Here is a 21416-nt window from a genome sequence, read left to right as displayed (position 1 = left end):
AGCGGCCGCGCGGGGTGGACCGGGGCGCGCGGTGGGCGGTGGCGCCCGCCGTCCGGCCGGAGCCGAGCAGGGCGCGCAGCGGCGCGAGGGTGTCGTTGGTGACGTAGCCGGCCCAGAGCAGGTCCCAGAGCGCCTCGACGGCCTCGGGCTCGGCGGTCTCCTCAGGGAGTTGCTGGAGGAGTTGGCGGAAGAACAGGCCGTAGCCGCCGGCCAGCGCCCGCAGCAGGGCGCTGTGCACCAGGGTGAGCGCGGGCGGGACGGGCTCGGGGCGCAGCAGGTGGGCGTTCTCGGCGAGGTGCAGGCTGAGCCAGCCGTCCTTGCCGGGCAGTGCGCCGGCCCCGCACCAGCCGATCTCGCCGGCTGCCGTCAGCTCGTCCAGCAGGCCGGGGGAGTAGTCGGCGAGCCGGGCCGGGAGGATCAGCTTCTCCAGCGCGGAGGCGGGCAGGGCGGTGCCCTGGAGCTGCTCGACCACCCGGAGCAGGCCGTCGGGGCCGCGCAGCCGGTGGCCGGCCAGGTGCTGCCACTGCGGCAGGAAGGCGGCCAGGGCGCGGGGCGGGACCGGCTCGACCTCCTGGCGCAGGGCGGCCAGCGAGCGGCGGCGGAGCCTGCGCAGCACCTCGGCGTCGCACCACTCCGGGGCCGTGTGGTTCTCGGCGGGCCTGAACTGGCCCTGGACCAGGCGGCCGGCCGCGGTGAGCCGGTGCAGGGTGCCGGTGACGACGGCGGTGCCGAGGCCGAAGCGGGCGGCGGCCTCGGCGGCGGTGAACGGGCCGTGGGTACGGGCGTGGCGGGCGATCAGGTCGCCCAGCGGGTCCTTGACCGGCTCGGTGAAGGCCTCGGGGACGCCGACCGGCAGCGGGGTGCCGAGTGCGTCGCGCAGCCGTCCGGCGTCCTCGATCGCGGCCCAGCGCCGCTCGCCGGCGATCCGGACCTGGATCACCCGGCGGGCGGCCTCCAGCTCCAGGGCCCAGAGCGGATCGGCGCCGCGGAGGGTCAGCTCGGCCTCGGCGAGCGGGCCGAGCAGGCGCAGGGCGTCGGCGACGCCCTCCGCGTCCCTGATCCGGCGCTCGGGGGTGAGGCGCTGGAGCTCGGCCTCCAGCTCGGCGAGCACCCGCGGGTCGAGCAGCTCGGACAGCTCGGCCTGGCCGAGGAGTTCGGACAGCAGCCGGGAGTCGAGCGAGAGGGCGGCGGCGCGGCGCTCGGCGAGCGGGGAGTCGCCCTCGTAGAGGAACTGGGCGACGTAGCCGAACAGCAGGGAGCGGGCGAAGGGCGAGGGCTCGGGGGTGGTGACCTCGACCAGCCGGACGGCGCGGGACTCCAGATCGCCCATCAGCTCGACCAGGCCGGGGACGTCGAAGACGTCCTGGAGGCACTCCCGGACGGCTTCCAGGACGATCGGGAACGAGCCGTACTCGGAAGCCACTTCGAGCAGTTGGGAGGCCCGCTGGCGCTGCTGCCACAGCGGGGTGCGGCGGCCTGGGCTGCGGCGGGGGAGCAGCAGGGCGCGGCCGGCGCACTCGCGGAAGCGGGAGGCGAACAGGGCGGAGCCGCCGACCTGGTCGGTGACCAGCTGTTCGATCTCGCCGGGGTCGAACAGGGCGGCGTCGGCGCCGACCGGGGCCTCGTCCGGGCCCGACTGCTGGGAGGGGGCGCCGAAGTCGAAGTCGGGGGCCAGCAGGTCGGCGTCGGGCAGGCGGAGCACGATGCCGTCGTCGGCGTGCATGACCTGCGGGTCCAGACCGTGCTTCTCGCGCAGCCGGGCACCGAGGGCGAGCGCCCAGGGGGCGTGCACCTGGGCGCCGAAGGGGGAGTGGATGACGATCCGCCAGTCGCCGAGCTCGTCCCGGAAGCGTTCGACCACGATGGTGCGGTCGTCCGGGAGGTGGCCGCAGGCGGTGCGCTGCTCGGCCAGGTAGTCGAGCAGGTTGGCGGCGGCCCAGTCGTCCAGGCCGGCCTGCCTGAGCCGCTCGGTGGCGGCCTCGGGCCGCATGCCGCCCAGCTCGCGGGTGAACGCGCCGAGGGCGCGGCCGAGTTCGAGCGGCCGGCCGAGGCTGTCGCCCTTCCAGAACGGGAGCCGGCCGGGGATGCCGGGGGCGGGGGTGACCAGCACCTTGTCGTGGGTGATCTCCTCGATCCGCCAGGAGCTGGTGCCGAGGGTGAAGACGTCGCCGACGCGGGACTCGTAGACCATCTCCTCGTCCAGCTCGCCCACGCGTCGCCCGCCGCCACCCTTCCTGGGAGGCGTCGCGCGCTGCCCCTCCTGCCGGCCGCCGGCTTCCTCGGGGGCCGTACCGGCGATGAAGACGCCGAACAGGCCGCGGTCGGGGATGGTGCCGCCGGAGGTGACGGCCAGGCGCTGGGCGCCGGGGCGGCCGGTCACCGTGCCGGCCACCCGGTCCCACACCACGCGGGGGCGCAACTCGGCGAAGGCGTCCGAGGGGTAGCGGCCGGCCAGCATGTCGAGCACGGCGTCGAAGGCGGACTGGGGGAGGGTGGCGAAGGGTGCGGCGCGGCGGACCACGGCGAGCAGCTCGTCCACCGGCCACTCGTCCAGGGCCGTCATCGCGACCAGCTGTTGGGCGAGCACGTCCAGCGGGTTGCGCGGGATGCGCAGCGCCTCGATCCGGCCGGCCCGCATCCGCTCGGTGACCACGGCGGACTGCACGAGGTCGCCGCGGTACTTGGGGAAGAAGACGCCGGTGGAGACCGCGCCGACCTGGTGGCCGGCCCGGCCGACCCGTTGCAGGCCGGAGGCGACCGAGGGCGGGGACTCGACCTGGACGACCAGCTCGACGGCGCCCATGTCGATGCCCAGCTCCAGGCTGGAGGTGGCGACCACGGCGGGCAGCCGGCCGGCCTTCAACTCCTCCTCGACGAGCGACCGTTGCTCCTTGGAGACGGAGCCGTGGTGGGCCCGAGCGATGACCGGGGGCGCGCCCTTGGCCGCGCCGGAGCCGCCCATCAGCTGGGCCGGGGCGTGTGCTTCGGGGACGGCGGTGCCGGTGGCGCGCTCGTGGGCGATCTCGTTCAGCCGGTTGCACAGCCGCTCGGCCAGCCGGCGGGAGTTGGCGAAGACGATGGTCGAGCGGTGCGCCTCGACCAGGTCGACGATGCGCTCCTCGACGTGCGGCCAGATGGAGGACTGCTTCTGCGGGTCGCTGCCGGCGGCGCCGCCGGTGGCCGGGGCGGCGGGCACGTCGTCCAGGTCGGGGACCGGGACCACCACCGAGAGGTCGAAGTCCTTGGCGGCGGTGGGCTGGACCACGGTGGCGCCGCGCCGGGGGCTCGGGCGGTGTCCACTCAACCACTGGGCCACCGCCTCGACCGGACGGACCGTCGCGGACAGGCCGATCCGCCGGGCCGGGCGGTCCAGCAACTCGTCCAGGCGCTCCAGACTGAGTGCGAGGTGGGCGCCGCGCTTGGTGCCGGCGACGGCGTGCACCTCGTCCAGGATCACCGTGTCCACGCCGCGGAGCGCCTCCCTGGAGGCGGAGGTGAGCAGCAGGAACAGCGACTCGGGGGTGGTGATCAGGATGTCCGGCGGGTGGGTCGCGAAGCGGCGGCGGTCGGCGGCCGGGGTGTCGCCGGAGCGGATCGCGACCTGCACCTCGGGTTCGGGCAGGCCGAGCCGGACGGCGGCCTGGCGCAGGCCGGTCAGCGGGGCGCGCAGGTTCCGTTCGACGTCCACCGCGAGGGCCTTGAGCGGTGAGACGTAGAGGACCCGGCAGCGGCGCTTGGTCTCGGCCGGGGGCGGGGTGCTGCTGAGACGGTCGAGGGCGGAGAGGAAGGCGGCCAGGGTCTTGCCGGAGCCGGTGGGGGCGACCACCAGGACGTCCGTGTCGCGCCGGATGGCCTGCCAGGCCTCGGCCTGGGCGGCGGTGGGGGCGGAGAAGGCGCCGGTGAACCAGGCCCGGGTGGCCGGGGCGAAGCCGGCCAGGGGGTCGGGGGCGGGCTGGGTCGGGTGCTGGGGCGCCATGCCCCCATGGTGCCGGGTGGGACTGACAAGCGGGGGTGCGGCGGGGGTGGGGGTGCAAGCCAAAAGGCAGGAGTGATGATCCGCTCATATGGTGAGAAATCGGAAGCTTGATCCACCCGTGACCCACCGGACCGACGAGCGGAGGCCGTGCGATGGCGCAGGCGCACCCGTCGGGCGGGCCCGCCCGGCGCCGCCGGGTCCGCGGGCCCGCCCGGGCGCTGCTCGCGATGCTGCTCACGGCACTCGTGGTGGGCGGAGCCGTTCCGTACGTGTCCGGGACCGGGCGGGCCTACCTCAGCTACCTGGTGCTGGCCGAGGGCGAGGACGCCGCCGGCGCGGACCTGGCCGGGGCCGCGAGCCGGGCGGCGGGCGGGCAGGTGGTGCAGGAGTACCCGCAGATCGGGGCCGCCCTGGTGTACGCGGCCGGGGGGTTCGCCGACCGGGTGCGGGCCAGGCCGGGGATCGCCGCCGTCGGGGCGACCAGGACCGCGCCGGTGGTCGCGCCGCCGCGGGTGGTGGCGGGTGCGGGGGACTTCACGGTGGGGGCGGGACGGGGTGGGGGCGGCGAGGCCGGCGGTGGCGGTGGTGGTGGCGATCGGGCGGACGGGGAGACCACGACGGTGGTCGATCCGGGGGAGAACGGTGCCTGGAACCTGGCCATGGTCGGGGGCGTCGGCGTGCGGGCGGGAGACGGCTCCACGGTGTCCGCCGGGGTCGCGCCGGGTGCCGAGGCGCTGCACAGGGTGCTGGTCGCGGTGCTGGACTCGGGCGTCGACGACACCCACCCGGACCTGCGGGCCGCCGTGGACCCGAAGGCCTCCGTCTCCTGCGCCGACGGCCGGCCCGACGCCCGTACCGGTGCCTGGCGGCCTGACCCCGGGGTCGGTGAGAGCGGCCACGGCACCCACGTCGCCGGGATCGTCGGGGCCGCGAGGGACGGCCACGGTGTCGCCGGGGTCGCGCCGGGCGTGCGGATCGCGGCCGTCCGGCTGCTCGGGCCGCTCGGGCAGTACTACGCCGAGAACATCGTCTGCGGCATGCTCTGGGCCGCCGACCACGGGGCCAGGGCGATCAACAACAGTTACTTCGCCGACCCGTGGAAGTACAACTGCCCGGACGACCGGGACCAGGCCGCGCTGATCGCGGCCGTCGGACGGGCCACCGGGTACGCCCAGCGCAAGGGTGCGGTGGTGGTCGCCTCGGCGGGCAACGACGGGCAGGACCTGGGGGCTCCGCGGACCGACGAGCGCAGCCCCAACGACCGGGTCTCGGGGGCGGCGCGGGTCCGGCACCTGGGCACCGAGTGCGTGCGCCTTCCCGGCGAGTTGCCCGGGGTGGTCACCGTGACGGCGGTCAACCGGGACGGGCATCCGGCGGGGTACTCCAACTACGGGCGCGGGCGGGTCTCGCTGGCCGCCCCCGGGGGTGACCCGGACGGTGGGCCGCAGGGGGCGATCGTCTCCGACTGGCCGGGCGGGCAGTACGTGGCGTTGGCGGGGACCTCGATGGCGGCCGCGCACGTGACCGGGGCGGTGGCGGTGGTGGCGGCGTCGCATCCTGAGCTGGGGGCGGGTGGGCTGGCGGGGGTGCTGGCGGGGGCGGCGGTTTCGGGGTGCCCTTCGGGGCCTCGGGTGTGTGGGGAGCGGCAGTATTTCGGGGCGGGGGTTCTGTGGTTGTCGGGGGGCTTTCGGGAGGGTGGGGTGGCGGGGGCGGCTCCGGGGGTGGCCGCTCCGGGGGCTGGGTGATTTTCGGACTGCCCTGCTCGTGGGTGCGACGCCGGACAGGGGTGGCAGTCTGAAAATCACCCGTCACGCCCCTCTCCGGGCCACCCCCTGCGCCGCCCCCGCCCGCAGCGCGTCCCTCTCGCCGGGAGGGGGAAGGGCGGGTGGGTGGGGACAGGTGGGCAGGGGCAGGGGGCAGGGGGCAGGGCGGCGGGCTTGGGGGCAGGGGGGCGGGCTGGGGGTGTGGGCGCTGGGGCTGGGGGCGGGGTGGGGAGGTGGGTGAGGGGTGCTGGGGGTGGGGGAAAAGTAGGTGACGGGGTGGTGGGGTGGGGGTGAGGATCGGGGCATGGGTGATTCGGGTGCGGCCGTGTTCCTGACGACCGGGCGGGTGGTGTTGCGGCGGTTCACGATGGGGGATGTGGACCGTCTTGTGGAGTTGGACGGGGATCCGGAGGTGATGCGGTTCCTGACCGGGGGGAAGCCGAGTTCGCGGGAGTGGGTGGAGGGGGAGCTGTTGCCGCGGTACCTGGAGCACTACCGGCGGTACGGGGATCTCGGGTGGTGGGCGGCCGAGGAGCGGGCGGGTGGGGCGTTCCTGGGGTGGTTCGAGTTCCGGCCGACGCGGGAGGGGGAGCGGGGGGAGGTCGAGCTCGGGTACCGGTTGCGTCGGGGTGCGTGGGGGCGCGGGTACGCGACGGAGGGGGCGCGGGCGCTGGTGCGGGCCGGCTTCACGGAGCTGGGGGTGGAGCGGGTGGTGGCGTACACGATGGCGGTGAACGCGGGATCGCGGCGGGTGATGGAGAAGAGCGGGCTGTCGTACGTCCGGACGTTCCACGAGGACTATCCGGAGATGATCCCGGGCAGCGAGCACGGCGAGGTCGAGTACGCGCTGACGGCGGGGGACTGGCGGGCCGGGTCCGGGATACTTGTGCCATGAGGCTGACGGAGTTCTGGCGACGGATGTACGCGCACTTCGGGGAGGCGTACGCGGAGTCCTTCGCGAGCGACCACGTGATGAGCGGGCTGGGCGGGCGGACCGTGCGGCAGGCGCTGGAGGCGGGCTGGGAGGCCAAGGACGTCTGGCGCGTCGTCTGTGACACCCAGGGGGTCTCCGGGGTGCTGCGCTGAGTGCCGGCCTCCGGGCGGCATGGGACAGACTGTCCGGGTGACAAGTAGCGCAGAACAGAAGAATCCGGACAGGGCGGAGCGGGACGCCGACGGCGCTCCGGCGGACGGGGGGCTGTGGGGCGGCGGGATGCCGCGCTGGCTGCCGCGGGCGATGGTGCTGTTCCTGGTGCTGGTGGGGCTGTTCCAGTTCGCCGACTGGGCGTTCCGGCAGTTGATCGACCTGTTCGTGATGCTGCTGGTGTCGTTCTTCCTGTCGCTGGCGCTGGAGCCGGCGGTCGACCGGATGGCGGCGCGGGGGGTGCGCCGGGGGGTCGGGACCTTCGTGGTGTTCGTGGCGGTCGGGGTCTCGGTGGTGGGCTTCCTCGCCGCGCTCGGCACGCTGCTGGTCGACCAGGTGGCGAAGATCGCCGGGGACCTGCCGCACCTGGTCGACAATCTGATCGTCTGGATCAACCAGACCTTCCACCAGGAACTCTCGCTGGGTGAGTTGCAGAATCGGTTGCTCAAGGACTCCGGCGCCATCGAGAGCTACGTCCAGCAGGCGGCCGACAACGTCTGGGGCGTCTCCTCCACCCTGATCGGGGGGCTGTTCCAGGCCTTCACGGTCGGGCTGTTCACCTTCTACTTCACCGCCGAGGGCCCGCGGGTGCGGCGGACGGTCTGCTCGATGCTGCCGCCCGCCAAGCAGGCCGAGGTGCTGCGGGCCTGGGAGATCGCGCTGGCCAAGACCGGCGGCTACCTCTATTCCCGGGCGGTGCTCGCGGTGGTGTCGGCGGCCGGGCACTGGGTGATGTTCGCGCTGCTGGACCTGCCGTACGCGGCGGCGATGGCGGTCTGGGTCGGCGTCATGTCGCAGTTCGTGCCGACCATCGGGACGTATCTGGCCGGGGCGCTGCCGATGCTGGTGGCGCTGACCGTGGAGCCGGTGGACGCGCTCTGGGTGCTGGTCTTCGTGGTGGTCTACCAGCAGGTCGAGAACTACCTGCTGCAGCCGCGGATCACCGCGCGGACGGTGGACGTGCACCCGGCGGTGGCGTTCGGGTCGGTGATCGCCGGGGCGGCGCTGCTCGGCGCGGTGGGCGCGCTGATCGCGATCCCGGCGGCGGCGACGCTCCAGGGTTTCGTGGGGACGTACGTGCGGCGGTACGAGGTGGCCACCGATCCGCGGATCGACCGGGGCGAGCAGCGCCGGGCCCGGCGGGAGCTGCGCCGGGAGGCGGCGCGACGGCTGCGCCGGATGGTCGGCGGGGACGGGCAGCGGCGCGGGGAGTGACGCGGGGCGCCGCCCCCGGGGCGTCCCGGGGGCGGCACGGCCCGGACGTGCGAGGCTTGAATCGAACAGGTGTTCTTTGTACTCTCCGGCGAGGAGTTTTCCACAGGCGGAGCCCGGTCGGGCCCGTTTGTCAGTGGGACGCGCTAGCGTCGAGGACGATGAAGCGCACAGCACAGAACCCGAGGGAAAAAGCCATGGCAGGTACGGACCGCGAGAAGGCCCTGGAGACCGCTCTCGCCCAGATCGAGCGGCAGTTCGGCAAGGGCTCGGTGATGCGTCTCGGCGAGAAGGCCAACGAGCCGGTCGAGGTGATCTCCACCGGATCCACCGCCCTGGACGTCGCCCTCGGGGTCGGCGGCATCCCGCGTGGCCGGGTGGTCGAGATCTACGGCCCCGAGTCCTCCGGTAAGACCACCCTGACCCTGCACCTGGCCGCCAACGCCCAGAAGGCCGGCGGCACGGTCGCGTTCGTCGACGCGGAGCACGCGCTCGACCCGGAGTACGCCAAGAAGCTCGGCGTGGACACCGACGCCCTGCTGGTCAGCCAGCCGGACACCGGTGAGCAGGCGCTGGAGATCACCGACATGCTGATCCGCTCCGGCGCGATCGACCTGGTGATCATCGACTCGGTCGCGGCGCTCGTCCCGCGCGCCGAGATCGAGGGTGAGATGGGCGACTCGCACGTCGGTCTCCAGGCCCGGCTGATGAGCCAGGCGCTGCGCAAGATCGCCGGTGCGCTGAACCAGTCGAACACCACCGCGATCTTCATCAACCAGCTGCGCGAGAAGATCGGCGTGATGTTCGGCTCGCCGGAGACCACGACCGGTGGCCGGGCGCTGAAGTTCTACGCCTCGGTCCGCCTCGACATCCGCCGGATCGAGACGCTGAAGGACGGCACCGAGGCGGTCGGCAACCGCACCCGCGTCAAGGTGGTCAAGAACAAGGTCGCCGCGCCGTTCAAGCAGGCCGAGTTCGACATCCTCTACGGCGTGGGCATCAGCCGCGAGGGCGGCCTGATCGACATGGGCGTGGAGCACGGCTTCATCCGCAAGTCGGGCGCCTGGTACACCTACGAGGGCGACCAGCTCGGCCAGGGCAAGGAGAACGCCCGCAACTTCCTGCGGGACAACCCGCAGCTCGCCGACGAGATCGAGCGGAAGATCAAGGGCAAGCTCGGCATCGGTCCGAAGACGGAGGAGCCGGCCGAGGAGACGGCGGAGGCCGCCACCGCCGCCACCGCCACCGCCACCGAGGGCGCCGCCAAGCCGATCACCGCGACCGCCACCAAGACGGCCGCGGCGAAGAAGGCGACGGCGGCGGCTGCCAAGGCCTGAGCCGTTGATGGAGTACGACACGGTGGGCGGCGGCCCGGCGGGCCCGGAGGACGACGACCACGGGCCGCCGGACTGGTTCGCCGCGGTCGCGGAGGAGCCGGAGGCGGAGCCCCCGGCCGCGAGGCCCCGGGCGGGCAACCGCTCTCGGCGCCGCAGCCCGTCCACCACGCAGTGGGCATCCGGCCCCGAGCCGGAGTTCGACCGGGCTCCGGCCCGGGCGGTGCGCGGCGCGGCGCCCCGGCCGGAGCCGGCGGAGGCCTCGGTCGAGGAACTCGGCCTGGTCTCCGCCTCCGGGCTGCCCACCGGCCGTCGGCGGCGGCGCTCCGCCCTGGTGGCCGAGGAACTCGAAGCGGGCCCGCCCGCTTCGGCACGGACGGCCGTGGAGAGCGGCCGGGACGAGGACGGAGCGGCCGGTCACGGGGGTGCGGCCGCCCCGTCCTCCCGGCGCGGGGCGCGCCGGGAGCGATCGGCCGAGGGGCCGCCCGGGGAGAAGACCACCGGCCGTGCCTCCCGGAAGCAGGCCGAGGAGTCGGTCGATCCGGAGACCCGCGCCCGGGACGTCTGCCTGCGGCTGCTGACCGGTGCCGCCAAGACCCGTAAGCAGCTCGCCGACGCCCTGCGCAAGCGGGAGATTCCGGACGAGATCGCCGACCAGGTGCTCACCAGGCTCGAAGAGGTCGGGCTGATCGACGACGCGGCCTTCGCCGCGGCCTGGGTGGAGTCCCGGCACGCCGTCCGGGGCCTGTCCCGGCGGGCACTGGCCCAGGAGCTGCGTACCAAGGGCGTCGCCGCCGACCTGGTCGAGCAGGCCGTCGCCCAACTCGACCACGACGACGAGACGGAAGCGGCCCGGGCGCTGGTCGAGCGGAAGCTGCGGTCCACCCGGGGGCTGGACGCACAGGTGCGCACCCGGCGGCTGGTCGGGATGCTGGCGCGGCGCGGCTACTCCGAGGGGCTGGCGTTCCGGGTGGTGCGCGGTGCGCTGGAGGAGGAGTCGAGTGAGCTGTCGGGCCGGGAGTAGTGGCTCCGGCGGCTCGCGACGGAGCGGATCGGGACGGAGCAGACCGGGCGGGAGTCCGGGTGATGGTCCGTCCCGATGCGGTGGACGGCCTCGGCGCGGACCCGAGCACCCGTGAGGCCGCCCGGCGGGACTCCGCCGAGCCGGGCTGACACCGACCCGGGCCGGCTCCGGGTGACGGTGGTCCGCGAGGCCGTGCCCCGGCGGTGGCCGGTCAGGACACCCCGCTAGGACACACCCCGCTGGGACACGCCCTGGCTCGGGGAGTCCACCTGTTCGGGCGCGGGCCGGTCGGCGGGGTCGGGGGCCTGGGGGAGTGTGGCCGGGCCGCCGCGGGCGCGGTCGGCGAGGGCGAGCAGGTCCTCGGCGACGGCGCCCTGGGTGACGCCGACCAGGTGGCCGTCCGGGCGGATCAGCAGGACGGTGTGCGGGCCGGCGCCCGGGTAGTCCTCGGTGACCAGGACCTCGGCGGGGACCGGCAGTGCCGCGGCGACCTCGGCGAGGCGGGGCATCAGACCGGCGCCGAGCCAGTGCTCGGAGGACCAGACGGCGGTGCCGGGGGCGACCAGCAGCAGCAGGAAGGTGGCGCCGAGCCTGGCGTGCAGGTGGTCGGGGGTGCCGTCGTCGGCGAGCACCGGCAGGTCGGGGACGAGCACGCCGGGGGCGGTGGCGGGCAGCAGCTCGCTGAGCGAGGTGGTGCCGCGGGAGCCGCGTTGCACCGGGACCCTGGCGGGGACGCCGGAGGGCGCCGCCGGGTAGGCGGGCGCGCCGCCGAACCGGCCGGTGCCGAGCTGGCCGTCGGCGAGCAGCGGGGCGTGCTTGCGGAAGCCGCCGACCAGCAGTGAGCGCCGGGTCTGCTGCCAGCCGCGCAGCGGGCGCAGCAGCGGCATGGACTGGTCGACCGCGCGCAGCCTGGCGCCGACCGCCCCGCGCCGCTCGGCCTCGTAGCCGTCCAGCAGCGAGCCGCCGGGCTGCGGGCCGCCGGAGTGGAGGTGCCAGGCGAGGGCGAGCCGCCAGGCGAGGTTGTCGGCGTCGCGCAGCCCGTCCGGGAGGTTCTGCATGCCGAGGGCGCCGTGCAGGTGGGCGGCGTCGCCGGCCAGGAAGCAGCGGTCGGCCCGGAAGCGGGCGGCGAGCCGCTGCTGGGCGGTGTGGTCGGCGGCGGCCAGCAGTTCGAAGCGGGGCAGTTCGCCGCACCAGCCGGTGAGGGTGGAGGTGACCCGGGTGAGCAGGGTGTCCCCGGTGACGATACCGGGCCAGGTGGCGTGCGGGTCGACGGTCTCGGCGGGGGCGGGCCGGCCGGGGGGCAGCCGCCAGTCGAGTCGCCAGACGCCGTCCGGCAGCGGACGGGCGGAGGCCTCGCGGTCGCCCCGCCACGGGGGTTCGCGGTGCAGCCGGGCGCCGTCGAAGGGCAGGTCGACCCGGACGGTGGCGATGGCGTTGCGGTCGACCGCGGGGCGGCCGGGGAAGCGGATCTTCAGGAGTCTGCGGACGGTGGACCGGGCGCCGTCGCAGCCGACCAGGTGGCTGCCGCGCCACCAGGTGGTGGAGCCGTCCTGGGTGCCCACGGTGCGGATGCTGACGCCGTCCCGGTCCTGTTCGAGCTCGACGACCCGGTTGAGCGGGACCAGCTTGATCAGCGGGGTGCCGGTCAGGGCGTCGCGCAGGCCGCGCTGGAGGCGGTGCTGCGGCAGGTGGTAGGTGGGCGAGTCGGTGAGGTCGATCCGCAGCACCTCCTGGCGGCGCCGCCAGACGGCGAAGGAGTCCCACAACGCGGAGTCGGAGACGGCCCTCGGGTAGCCGATCCGGGTCAGGAAGGCGGCGGTGTCGGCGCCGAGGACGAGGCTGCGAGGGCCCTCGGGACAGAGCCCGGAGCCCTCGTCGAGGACGACGGTCGGCACCTCGTGCCGGGCCAGGGCGAGGGCCAGGGCCAGACCGACCGGTCCGGCCCCGACCACGATCACCGGGTCCATGAGGGAACCTCCGGGCACGAACCGGCCGATCGGCCGGCGTCAGTTACCGCTGCCGCATATGCCGCGTGGATTCTCCCGGGAGGTGTCACGAAGAGCAATGCAACAGTTCGCCTGCGTGTCCGTCAAGCAGCAGCCGAAGTGCGCCGGTTCGCGCCGCGACGGCCGCGTGCTTCGATCCAGCGTGCGAGCGCGGTCAACAGCAGGCACATCACGATGTAGATCGGGGCGATCACCAGCACCACGGGGATGTAGGGGAAGCCCGCGGCGTTGATCGGCTGGCTGGCGATCGCCTTACCGACGAACAGCAGCTCGTGGTAGGTGATGATGAAGCCGAGCGAGGTGTCCTTGAGGGTGACGACCAGCTGGCCGATCATCGAGGGCAGCATCGAGCGGACGGCCTGCGGCACCAGGATGGACGTCATCACCTGGGTCTTGCGCATGCCCAGCCCGTACGCCGCCTCGCCCTGGCCGCGCGGGACGGCGTTGACGCCGCTGCGGATGATCTCGGCCTGGACCGCCCCGTTGTAGAGGGTGAGGCCGAGCACCAGCGCCCACATCGGCTGCTGGGCGAAGAAGGCGTAGTAGAGCCCGACGATCAGGATCAGCAGCGGCATCGCCCGGAAGAACTGGGTGAAGGCGGTGCAGGCCCAGCGGACCGGCCGGTGGTCGGAGAGCTGACCGGCCGCCAGCAGGGCGCCCAGGGTGAGCGAGAACAGCGCGGCCAGCCCGAAGGCCTCCAGGGTGGACAGCAGGCCGTCCAGGATCTGCTGCTGGACGTAGGAGTACTGGAAGGCGTCCCAGAGGCCGGGGTCGAACTGCCCGTTGTCGTTCAGCGCGCTGACGGCGTACCAGAGGAGGCCGGCGATGGCGAGCACCGAGAGGACGCCGAACAGGCGGTACCGGGTACGGGCCCGGGGGCCGGGGGTGTCGTAGAGGACGCTCGCCGACGCCTGTCGCTGGAAGATGCTCATGCGCCCACCTCGCCGTGCTCGGCGGGGGCATCCGCCCGTGCGCGCCGTTGGGTGGCTCGCTCGCTGTGCTCGCTCATCGGGCCACCGCCAGTCGGGTTTCCAGGAAGCGGAAGAACGTGGCGATCGTCGCGCTGATCAGCAGGTAGGCGCAGGCCACCCAGAAGAAGATGGCGAAGATCGAGTAGCCGCGCTCGGAGAAGGTCTGCTGGGCGCTGTACAGCTCGGCGACGCTGAACGCGCCGGCGATCGCGGAGTTCCTGGGCAGGGCGATGAACACGCTGCTCAGCGGGCCGAGGACGGTCCGGCCGGCCTGCGGCAGGACGACCAGCGTCAGCGTCTGGCCGAAGGACATGCCGAGGCTGCGGGCGGCCTCGGCCTGGCCGAGCGGCACGGTGTTGATGCCGGAGCGGATCACCTCGCAGACGAACGAGGCGGTGTACCCGCCGAGCGCCAGCACCGCGAACACCGGGTGGCTGAGGTGCACGCCCAGCGGCGGCAGGCCGAAGGTGACGGCGAAGAACAGCAGGGTCAGCGGGGTGTTGCGGAAGAGCGTCACCCAGGCGGTGCCGAAGGCGCGCAGGGCCGGCACCGGGGAGACCCGGAAGGCCGCCAGCAGGGTGCCCAGCAGCAGGGCGAGCAGCGCGCTGAGCGCGCTCACCTCGATCGTCTGTAGGAAGCCGTCGCGGAACAACGCGAAGTTGTCGTCCTCGAACAGGAACCCCATCCGGCGGCCCTCCTCTCAAGTCATGGCCGGGATCGGCGTACGGCGGCGGATCAGTAGCGTTCGAGGGCCGGGACCTCGGGCGCGGCGGAGCCGGAGGCGCCCAGGGTCGCGTCGTAGGCCTTCTTCCAGTCGCCGTTGTCCTCGTGGGCCTTCAGGGCGTCGCTGATCGCGTCGCGCAGCGCCTTGTCGTCCTTGTTGAGGCCGACGCCGTAGTTCTCCTTGGTGAACGGCTTGCCGACGACCTTGAGCTTGGGGGCGTACTTGGAGGCGTAGCCCTTGAGGATCGCGTCGTCGGTGGTGACCGCGTCGACCTCGCCGGACAGCAGCTTCTCGACGCAGGCCGAGTAGGTGTCGAACTGCGTGATCTTCGGGTTGTACTGCTGGATGTTCTTGATCGAGGTCGAGCCGGTGGCGGTGCAGACGTTCTTGCCGCCGGTGCTCTCCGCGCCGGTGATCGAGGTGTTGTCGGCCTTCACCAGCAGGTCCTGGCCGGCGATGTAGTACGGGCCGGCGAAGGAGACGCTCTTCTTGCGCTCGTCGTTGATGCTGTAGGTGCCGACGTAGAAGTCGATCTGGCCCTTGGCGATGGCCGGCTCGCGCTGCGAGGAGACCAGGGTCTGCCACTTGATCTGCTGCGGGGTGAAGCCGAGGTCGGCGGCGATCATCTTGGCGATCTCGATGTCGAAGCCGCTGCGGTCGCCGGTGGCCACGTCCTCCCAGCCGAGGTTCGGCTGGTCGGCCTTGGCGCCGATGATCAGCTGGCCGCGCTTCCTGGCCTCGGCGAGGATCGTGGACTCGACCTTGACGTCGGTCTTGACCGTGTAGGCCGGCAGGGCCGGGGCGCTGCCGCCGCTGCTCGCGGCGGAGCCGCCGGGGGTGCCGTCCTTGCCGCAGGCGGCGGTGGCGGTGAGCGCGACGGCACAGAGCGCGACGGCGAGGGTGCGGGAAGTCCTCATGGGCTGTTCTCCTGGGGCTGGGCCGCGGCGTCAACCGGGCTCTGGCGTCTGGAAGTCGTGCACGGACAGGGGCTGGCCGGCCTGGCTGCCGGTGGCCGTCCTGCGGCTCTCGAAGCGTCAGTGGTGGAGGATCTTCGAGAGGAAGTCCTTGGCGCGGTCGGAGCGCGGCGCGGTGAAGAAGGCGTCCGGGGTGTTCTGCTCGACGATCTTGCCGTCGGCCATGAACAGCACGCGGTTGGCGGCGGAGCGGGCGAAGCCCATCTCGTGGGTGACCACGACCATCGTCATGCCGTCCGCGGCCAGCTGGCGCATGACCTCCAGCACCTCGTTGACCATCTCCGGGTCCAGCGCCGAGGTGGGCTCGTCGAAGAGCATCACCTTGGGCTTCATCGCCAGCGCCCGGGCGATCGCCACGCGCTGCTGCTGGCCGCCGGAGAGCTGGGCCGGGAACTTGTCCGCCTGCGCGCCGACGCCGACCCGCTCCAACAGTTCCCTGGCGGTCTTCTCGGCCTGCGGGCGGGGCACCTTGCGCACCTTCACCTGGCCGATGACCACGTTCTCCAGCACGGTCTTGTGCGCGAACAGGTTGAAGCTCTGGAACACCATGCCGACCTCGGCGCGCAGCCTGGCCAGCTCCTTGCCCTCGGCGGGCAGCGGCCGGCCGTCGATGGTGATCGTGCCGGAGTCGATCGTCTCCAGCCGGTTGATCGTCCGGCAGAGCGTGGACTTGCCCGAACCGGACGGGCCGATCAGCACGACCACCTCGCCCTGGGCGATGCTGAGGTCGATGTCCTGCAGCACGTGCAGCGCGCCGTAGTGCTTGTTGACGTTGCCCAGCACGACCAGCGGGGCGGCTGCGGGGGTGGAGTCCTCGACCGGGCTCTCGGTCATCGCGCCTGCTCCCTCTGTCGTCGAATAGCGCCTGCCTGGGAAGTCTCAACTCCCTTGGGAGGCAGTGGTGGTGCTAATCCGGGAGCCGCGGCCGGCGGAGCCGCAGCCCCCGGTGGGCCGACCTTAGGAGCCGTGACCGTGCGCCGTCAGCCGATCTGAGCGGAACTTGAGCATCACGAAACGGCCACACGGCGCCCGGGTGCTGTTCGCGCGGGCGCCGACGGGGCATGTGACAGCGGGAATCCGCTCCGGTGCTCCCCGTCCCCCACGAGCCCGGTGCGCGGCCGAACCTGGCGCGGGGCCGTTCACTGGCCCATACTGCGCAGGACCGGGACCTGACCGATCGGCCCGGTGATCACCGGTGATCACGTGGGGGAAGGAGGAGAACAGGATGCGACTTCTGCTCGTCGAGGACGACGAACGCGTGGCCGCCGCGCTGGTCGCGGTGCTGGGCCGGCACGGATTCCAGGTCCGGCACGCCCGCAGCGGGCACGAGGCGCTGGACGCCCTGGTGCCGGACGGCAACGAGCCGTACCGCGTGGTGCTGCTCGACCTCGGGCTGCCCGACCGCGACGGCTTCGAGGTGTGCAGCCGGATCAGGGCCGGCAGCGGCGTGCCGGTGATCATGGTCACCGCCCGCGCCGACATCCGCTCCCGGATCCACGGCCTCAACCTGGGCGCCGACGACTACGTCACCAAGCCGTACGACATGGGCGAGCTGCTCGCCCGCATCCACGCCGTGGCCCGCCGCGGCGCCGCCCCCTCCGCGGCGGCGGTGCCCGCGCCCGACACCGTGCCGCAGCAGCGCGGACCGCTGGAGTCCCGCGGCATCCGGATCGACCGGGAGCGCCGCCGGGTCAGCGTGGACGGCCGCGACGTGCCGCTCACCCGCAAGGAGTTCGACCTGCTGGCGCTGCTCGCCCAGAGCCCCGGCGTGGTCTACCGGCGCGAGCAGATCTTCAGCGAGGTCTGGCGCAGCGGCTGGGAGGGCAACGGGCGCACCCTGGAGGTGCACATCGGCTCGCTGCGCAACAAGCTGGCGCTGCCCGGCCTGGTCGAGGCCGTGCGCGGGGTCGGCTACCGGCTGATCCCCGACCGTCCGGCGACCGCCCCGCCCACCCCCGCGGAGCACTGACCGCACGTGCGCACCCGCCTGCTCGGCATCCTGATCGCCCTCATGCTCTGCGTCCTGGCCGCCCTGGGGCTGCCGCTCGCGGCGGCGGTCGCGGCGGCCGAGCAGACCAAGGTGGTCGTCGACCGGCTCGACGACGCCGCCCGGCTCGCCCAGGACCTGCCCACCTCCGGCGCCGTCGGCTCCGCGCGCAAGGGCGAACCGGAACCCGCCCCGGGCGACCTCAGCCGGCAGCGCGCGATCGACGCCGAGGTCAGCCGCTACCACGACCTGTACGGGGTGCGCCTGGGCATCTTCCAGCGCGACGGCCAGGCGATCGCCGCCGCCCCGGCGAACTGGCGGGTGCCCACCGGCGGCTGGGGCGCCCAGGCCTTCCAGGAGGCGCTGGACGGGCGGCGCAGCCACAACCCGCCGCAGGTCTGGCCGTGGACGCCGGACCGGACGATCACCGTCGCCGCCCCGGTGGTGCGCGACGGCGACGTGGTCGCGGTGGTGCTGAGCGAGTCCCCGACCGGGGCGCTGCGCACCCGGATGCTGCACAAGTGGCTGGTGATCGGCGCCGGCGAGGCGGCCGCGATGATCGTCGCCGTGCTGCTCGCCGTCCGGCTCACCGAGTGGGTGCTGCGCCCGGTGCGCACCCTCGACCGGGCCACCCACGACATCGCCACCGGCCGGATGGCCGCCCGGGTCGCCCCCGGCGGAGGACCGCCCGAACTCCAGCGGCTGGCCCGCTCGTTCAACGAGATGGCGGACCACGTGGTGCTCGCCATGGACCAGCAGAAGGCCTTCGTCGCGGACGCCTCGCACCAGCTGCGCAACCCGCTGTCGGCCCTGCTGCTGCGGGTCGAGCTGCTCGGCCTGGAACTGCCGGAGGGCCACGAGGAGGAGCTCAGCGGCGTACGGGAGGAGGGCACCCGGCTGGCCCGGGTGCTGGACGACCTGCTCGGGCTGGCCACCGCCGAGCACGCCCGCCCCGAACCGGAGCGCACCGACCTGGCGGAACTCACCCTGGCCAGGGTGGACGCCTGGCGGCCGGTGGCCGAGCAGCGCGGCATCGGGCTGCGCTGGGACGGCCCGGCCCTGGCGATCGGGATGGCCGACCCGATCGGCTTCGGCTCGGCCCTGGACGCGGTGCTGGACAACGCGCTCAAGTTCAGCCCGGCCGGCAGCGAGGTGCGGCTGCGGGTCGCGGTGCGCCGGGACGAGGTCGCGGTGACCGTGGCCGACGCGGGGCCCGGCCTCACCGAGGACGAGCTGTCCAGGGCCGGGGACCGGTTCTGGCGCAGCCCGCGGCACCAGAACGTGGACGGTTCGGGGCTCGGGCTGTCCATCGCCCGTACCCTGCTGGCGGCCGGCGGCGGTTCGCTCGGCTTCGCGCCGGTCAGACCGACCGGGCTCGCGGTGACGCTGGCGGTGCCGCGGCCGGAGAAGTAGCCGGGGCCTCGGCGGCCTTCGCGGGAGCCACGACGGCGCGGGCCATACGGCGCGGGCTCTACGGCGCGGGCCCTACGGCTTCACCGAGCGGTAGTAGCGCGCCGCGCCCGTGTGCAGCGGGAGCGGGTCGGTGTACACGGCGGTGCGCAGGTCGACCAGCTGGGCGGCGTGCACCTGGGCGCCGATCTGGTCGCGGCTGTCGATCACCGCCCTGGTCACGCCCTCGACCAGCCCCGGGTCGGCGTCGTCCCTGGTGATCAGCAGGTTGGGCACGGCCACCGTGGCGACGGCCTCCTTGGGTTCGGCGCTCGGGTAGGTGCCCTTGGGCATGGTGGCCGCCCGGTAGGCGTCGGTGCCGCCGCCCTCGGCCTTGTGCAGGGCCTCGGAGAGGTCGCCCAGCGGCACGATCCTGATCCTGACGTGCTCCGAGAGGTCGGTGAGCGCGCTGGTGGGCAGGCCGCCGGACCAGAAGAAGGCGTCCACCCTGCCCTCGCGCAGGTCGTCGGCGGCCTCGCCGACCCCCTTGGACACCGGGACGATGTCGTGGTCCGGGTCCAGCCCGGCCGTGGCCAGCAGCCGCCTGGTCACCAGGTTCACCCCGGACTGCGGCAGGCCGACGCCGACCCGCAGGCCCTTGAGGTCGGCGGTGCGGCGCACCGTCGAGGAGGCCGGGACGACGAGCTGGAGGTAGTCGTCGTACAGCCGGGCGATCGCCCGCAGCTTCTCCTTGTCGGGGCCCTGGTAGTCGGCGACCGCGTCGGCGGTGGCTATCGCGAAGGAGTCCCGGCCGGAGAGCACCCGGGTGATGTTGTCGACCGAACCCTCGGAGTTGTCCAGGGCCAGCCGCACCCCCGGCATCGCCCGGGAGACGTGGCCCTGGAGCAGCTGCCCGTACCGGTCGTACACGCCGTGCTGCACACCGGTGGCGAACCGGACCTCGCCGCGCGGGTACCCGGGCGAGCGGCCCGCCGACAGCCACCAGCCGCCGAACCCGGCGACCAGCAGGACCAGCACCAGCACCGCCCGCCACAGCGGGCTGCGGGCCGCGGTGCGGACGGCGGCGCCGGGACGGGACGGGGAGGTGGGGGTCATGCAGGGATACTGCCAGGCGCTCCGGCCGAACGGGAGCCGAACGGGTGGTGGAAGCTCATGGAAAAGCGCTTCGCCGCTGCCCGTACCCTGGTCTGGTGAGCGGTGAGAGCGGATTGAAGAGCTACAAGGTCGTCACGCACGGCTGTCAGATGAACGTCCACGACTCCGAGCGGCTGTCCGGGCTGCTGGAGGACGCGGGCTACGTCAAGGCCGGGTCGGAGGGCGACCCGGACCTCGTGGTGTTCAACACCTGCGCGGTGCGCGAGAACGCCGACAACAAGCTGTACGGCAACCTCGGCCAGCTCGCGCCGGTCAAGACCCGCCACAAGGGCATGCAGATCGCCGTCGGCGGCTGCCTGGCCCAGAAGGACCGCGAGACCATCGTCAAGCGCGCCCCCTGGGTCGACGTGGTCTTCGGCACCCACAACATCGGCCACCTGCCGGCGCTGCTGGAGCGGGCCGCCGTCGAGCGCAGGGCCCAGGTCGAGATCCTGGAGTCGCTGGAGACCTTCCCCTCCACCCTGCCGACCCGCCGCGAGTCGGCGTACGCCGCGTGGGTCGCCATCTCGGTCGGCTGCAACAACACCTGCACCTTCTGCATCGTCCCCGCGCTGCGCGGCAAGGAGGAGGACCGCCGCCCCGGCGACGTCCTCGCCGAGATCGAGGCGCTGGTGGACGAGGGCGTCATCGAGGTGACCCTGCTCGGCCAGAACGTCAACGCCTACGGCTCCGACCTGGGCGACCGCGAGGCCTTCTCCAAGCTGCTGCGCGCCGCCGGGCAGATCGAGGGCCTGGAGCGGATCCGCTTCACCTCGCCGCACCCGCGCGACTTCACCGACGACGTGATCGCCGCGATGGCCGAGACCCCGAACGTGATGCACCAGCTGCACATGCCGCTGCAGTCCGGCTCGGACCGGGTGCTCAAGGCGATGCGCCGCTCCTACCGGCAGGAGCGGTTCCTCGGGATCATCCGCAAGGTCCGCGAGGCGATGCCGGACGCGGCCATCTCCACCGACATCATCGTGGGCTTCCCCGGCGAGACCGAGGAGGACTTTGAGGAGACGATGCACACCGTCCGCGAGGCCCGCTTCACCAACGCCTTCACGTTCCAGTACTCCAAGCGCCCCGGCACCCCCGCCGCGGAGATGGCGGACCAGGTGCCGAAGGAGGTCGTGCAGGCCCGCTACGACCGGCTGATCGCGCTCCAGGAGGAGATCTCCTGGGACGAGAACAAGAAGCAGGTCGGCCGCGTCCTGGAGGTCCTGGTCGCCGAGGGCGAGGGCAAGAAGGACGACCGGACCCAGCGGCTCTCCGGGCGCGCGCCCGACAACCGGCTGGTGCACTTCTCGAAGCCGGAGCAGCCGGTGCGCCCCGGCGACCTGGTGACCGTCGAGATCACCTACGCCGCCCCGCACCACCTGCTCGCCGAGGGCCCGGCGCTCTCGGTGCGCCGCACCCGGGCCGGCGACGCCTGGGAGAAGCGCCAGGCCGCGGCCGCCGCCAAGCCGGCCGGTGTGATGCTCGGTCTGCCGAAGATCGGCGCCCCCGCCGAGCTGCCGCTCGCCGCTCCGGCGGGCGGGGCCTGCTGCGGCGACTGACCCGCGCGTTCCGGGCGGCCCGGCGGGAGCTTCGGCTCCGGCCGGGCCGTTCGGCTTCCCGGCTAGAGTGATCCACATGCTGGTAGCCGCCGCCGTGTGCCCCTGTCCGCCGCTGCTCGTCCCCGAGGTCGCCGCCGGGGCCGCGCCCGAGCTGGACGGCCTGCGCGCCGCCTGCGACGAGGCGCTGGCGGCGCTGGT

Annotated in this window: 16 protein-coding genes; 9 read left to right on the top strand and 7 right to left on the bottom strand. The window is 73.7% G+C overall.

Going from position 1 to position 21416, the window contains the following annotated elements; genetic code table 11:
• Window positions 1-3976: DEAD/DEAH box helicase (locus BU198_RS28870; protein ID WP_188299796.1), on the bottom strand; the 3976-nt coding region annotated here is incomplete at its 3' end.
• 152 nt (window positions 3977-4128) lie between these two features.
• Here BU198_RS28870 and BU198_RS43490 point away from each other — a divergent pair.
• The 6 genes from BU198_RS43490 (at window position 4129) to BU198_RS44345 (ending at window position 10453) form a co-directional block, all read left to right on the top strand.
• Window positions 4129-5721: a S8 family serine peptidase gene (locus tag BU198_RS43490; RefSeq protein ID WP_188299795.1), complete on the top strand. Its 1593-nt coding sequence runs from the start codon at window positions 4129-4131 to the stop codon at window positions 5719-5721.
• Window positions 5722-6043: 322 nt separating this feature from the next.
• A complete protein-coding gene (locus BU198_RS28860; protein WP_188299794.1) occupies window positions 6044-6634 on the top strand; it encodes a GNAT family N-acetyltransferase in 591 nt (196 codons plus the stop codon).
• Window positions 6631-6825, top strand: a complete 195-nt coding sequence (locus BU198_RS28855; protein ID WP_188299793.1) for a DUF3046 domain-containing protein — start codon at window positions 6631-6633, stop codon at window positions 6823-6825. Before BU198_RS28860 ends, BU198_RS28855 begins: the two co-directional genes overlap by 4 nt.
• Before the next feature lie 37 nt (window positions 6826-6862).
• Window positions 6863-8098, top strand: a complete 1236-nt coding sequence (locus BU198_RS28850; RefSeq protein ID WP_411293247.1) for an AI-2E family transporter — start codon at window positions 6863-6865, stop codon at window positions 8096-8098.
• A gap of 194 nt (window positions 8099-8292) precedes the next feature.
• Window positions 8293-9432 (top strand): recombinase RecA, encoded by a 1140-nt coding sequence (gene recA, locus BU198_RS28845; RefSeq protein ID WP_188299792.1) that lies wholly within the window; start codon window positions 8293-8295, stop codon window positions 9430-9432.
• Window positions 9433-9439: 7 nt separating this feature from the next.
• On the top strand, window positions 9440-10453 hold the full coding sequence (locus BU198_RS44345; protein WP_188299791.1) for a regulatory protein RecX: 1014 nt from the start codon (window positions 9440-9442) through the stop codon (window positions 10451-10453).
• A gap of 224 nt (window positions 10454-10677) precedes the next feature.
• Here BU198_RS44345 and BU198_RS28835 read toward each other — a convergent pair whose 3' ends face one another.
• The 5 genes from BU198_RS28835 to BU198_RS28815 form a co-directional block, all read right to left on the bottom strand.
• Window positions 10678-12420, bottom strand: a complete 1743-nt coding sequence (locus BU198_RS28835; RefSeq protein ID WP_188299790.1) for an FAD-dependent monooxygenase — start codon at window positions 12418-12420, stop codon at window positions 10678-10680.
• Between the two features lie 122 nt (window positions 12421-12542).
• On the bottom strand, window positions 12543-13391 hold the full coding sequence (locus BU198_RS28830; protein WP_188299789.1) for an amino acid ABC transporter permease: 849 nt from the start codon (window positions 13389-13391) through the stop codon (window positions 12543-12545).
• Window positions 13392-13464: 73 nt separating this feature from the next.
• Window positions 13465-14115 carry an amino acid ABC transporter permease gene (locus tag BU198_RS28825; protein ID WP_188299788.1) on the bottom strand — a complete coding sequence of 217 codons (651 nt, stop codon included), beginning with the start codon at window positions 14113-14115 and terminating at the stop codon, window positions 13465-13467.
• Window positions 14116-14165: 50 nt separating this feature from the next.
• Window positions 14166-15071, bottom strand: coding sequence for a glutamate ABC transporter substrate-binding protein (locus tag BU198_RS28820; protein ID WP_188299787.1), 906 nt, complete (start codon window positions 15069-15071; stop codon window positions 14166-14168).
• Between the two features lie 117 nt (window positions 15072-15188).
• The gene (locus BU198_RS28815; protein WP_188299786.1) at window positions 15189-15962 is read right to left on the bottom strand and encodes an amino acid ABC transporter ATP-binding protein; all 774 of its coding nucleotides are present in this window, start codon (window positions 15960-15962) and stop codon (window positions 15189-15191) included.
• Window positions 15963-16353: 391 nt separating this feature from the next.
• Between BU198_RS28815 and BU198_RS28810 the strand changes: the two genes are divergently transcribed.
• Window positions 16354-17097: a response regulator transcription factor gene (locus BU198_RS28810; RefSeq protein WP_188299785.1), complete on the top strand. Its 744-nt coding sequence runs from the start codon at window positions 16354-16356 to the stop codon at window positions 17095-17097.
• A 6-nt stretch (window positions 17098-17103) separates the two neighbouring features.
• Window positions 17104-18528 (top strand): sensor histidine kinase, encoded by a 1425-nt coding sequence (locus tag BU198_RS28805; RefSeq protein WP_188299784.1) that lies wholly within the window; start codon window positions 17104-17106, stop codon window positions 18526-18528.
• A 72-nt stretch (window positions 18529-18600) separates the two neighbouring features.
• Here the strand turns inward: BU198_RS28805 and BU198_RS28800 are convergent, their stop codons facing one another.
• Window positions 18601-19620, bottom strand: coding sequence for a TAXI family TRAP transporter solute-binding subunit (locus BU198_RS28800; RefSeq protein WP_188299783.1), 1020 nt, complete (start codon window positions 19618-19620; stop codon window positions 18601-18603).
• Between the two features lie 95 nt (window positions 19621-19715).
• Between BU198_RS28800 and miaB the strand changes: the two genes are divergently transcribed.
• A complete protein-coding gene (gene miaB / locus BU198_RS28795) occupies window positions 19716-21218 on the top strand; it encodes a tRNA (N6-isopentenyl adenosine(37)-C2)-methylthiotransferase MiaB (RefSeq protein WP_317620358.1) in 1503 nt (500 codons plus the stop codon).
• Window positions 21219-21416: the final 198 nt, after the last annotated feature.

This window comes from Streptomyces sp. CBMA156 (genome assembly GCF_014596515.1).
Taxonomy (GTDB): domain Bacteria; phylum Actinomycetota; class Actinomycetes; order Streptomycetales; family Streptomycetaceae; genus Kitasatospora.
The sequence above is the reverse complement of the archived record's forward strand: the minus strand, read 5'-3'. Positions and strand labels throughout refer to the sequence as shown.

Coding starts and splice junctions, on each gene's coding strand:
- BU198_RS28825 (WP_188299788.1), bottom strand. CDS start 14,115: ATGGGGTTCCTGTTCGAGGACGACAACTTCGCGTTGTTCCGCGACGGC.
- BU198_RS28835 (WP_188299790.1), bottom strand. CDS start 12,420: ATGGACCCGGTGATCGTGGTCGGGGCCGGACCGGTCGGTCTGGCCCTG.
- BU198_RS28815 (WP_188299786.1), bottom strand. CDS start 15,962: ATGACCGAGAGCCCGGTCGAGGACTCCACCCCCGCAGCCGCCCCGCTG.
- BU198_RS28820 (WP_188299787.1), bottom strand. CDS start 15,071: ATGAGGACTTCCCGCACCCTCGCCGTCGCGCTCTGTGCCGTCGCGCTC.
- BU198_RS28855 (WP_188299793.1), top strand. CDS start 6,631: ATGAGGCTGACGGAGTTCTGGCGACGGATGTACGCGCACTTCGGGGAG.
- BU198_RS28860 (WP_188299794.1), top strand. CDS start 6,044: ATGGGTGATTCGGGTGCGGCCGTGTTCCTGACGACCGGGCGGGTGGTG.
- BU198_RS28830 (WP_188299789.1), bottom strand. CDS start 13,391: ATGAGCATCTTCCAGCGACAGGCGTCGGCGAGCGTCCTCTACGACACC.
- BU198_RS28810 (WP_188299785.1), top strand. CDS start 16,354: ATGCGACTTCTGCTCGTCGAGGACGACGAACGCGTGGCCGCCGCGCTG.
- BU198_RS44345 (WP_188299791.1), top strand. CDS start 9,440: ATGGAGTACGACACGGTGGGCGGCGGCCCGGCGGGCCCGGAGGACGAC.
- recA (WP_188299792.1), top strand. CDS start 8,293: ATGGCAGGTACGGACCGCGAGAAGGCCCTGGAGACCGCTCTCGCCCAG.
- BU198_RS43490 (WP_188299795.1), top strand. CDS start 4,129: ATGGCGCAGGCGCACCCGTCGGGCGGGCCCGCCCGGCGCCGCCGGGTC.
- BU198_RS28800 (WP_188299783.1), bottom strand. CDS start 19,620: ATGACCCCCACCTCCCCGTCCCGTCCCGGCGCCGCCGTCCGCACCGCG.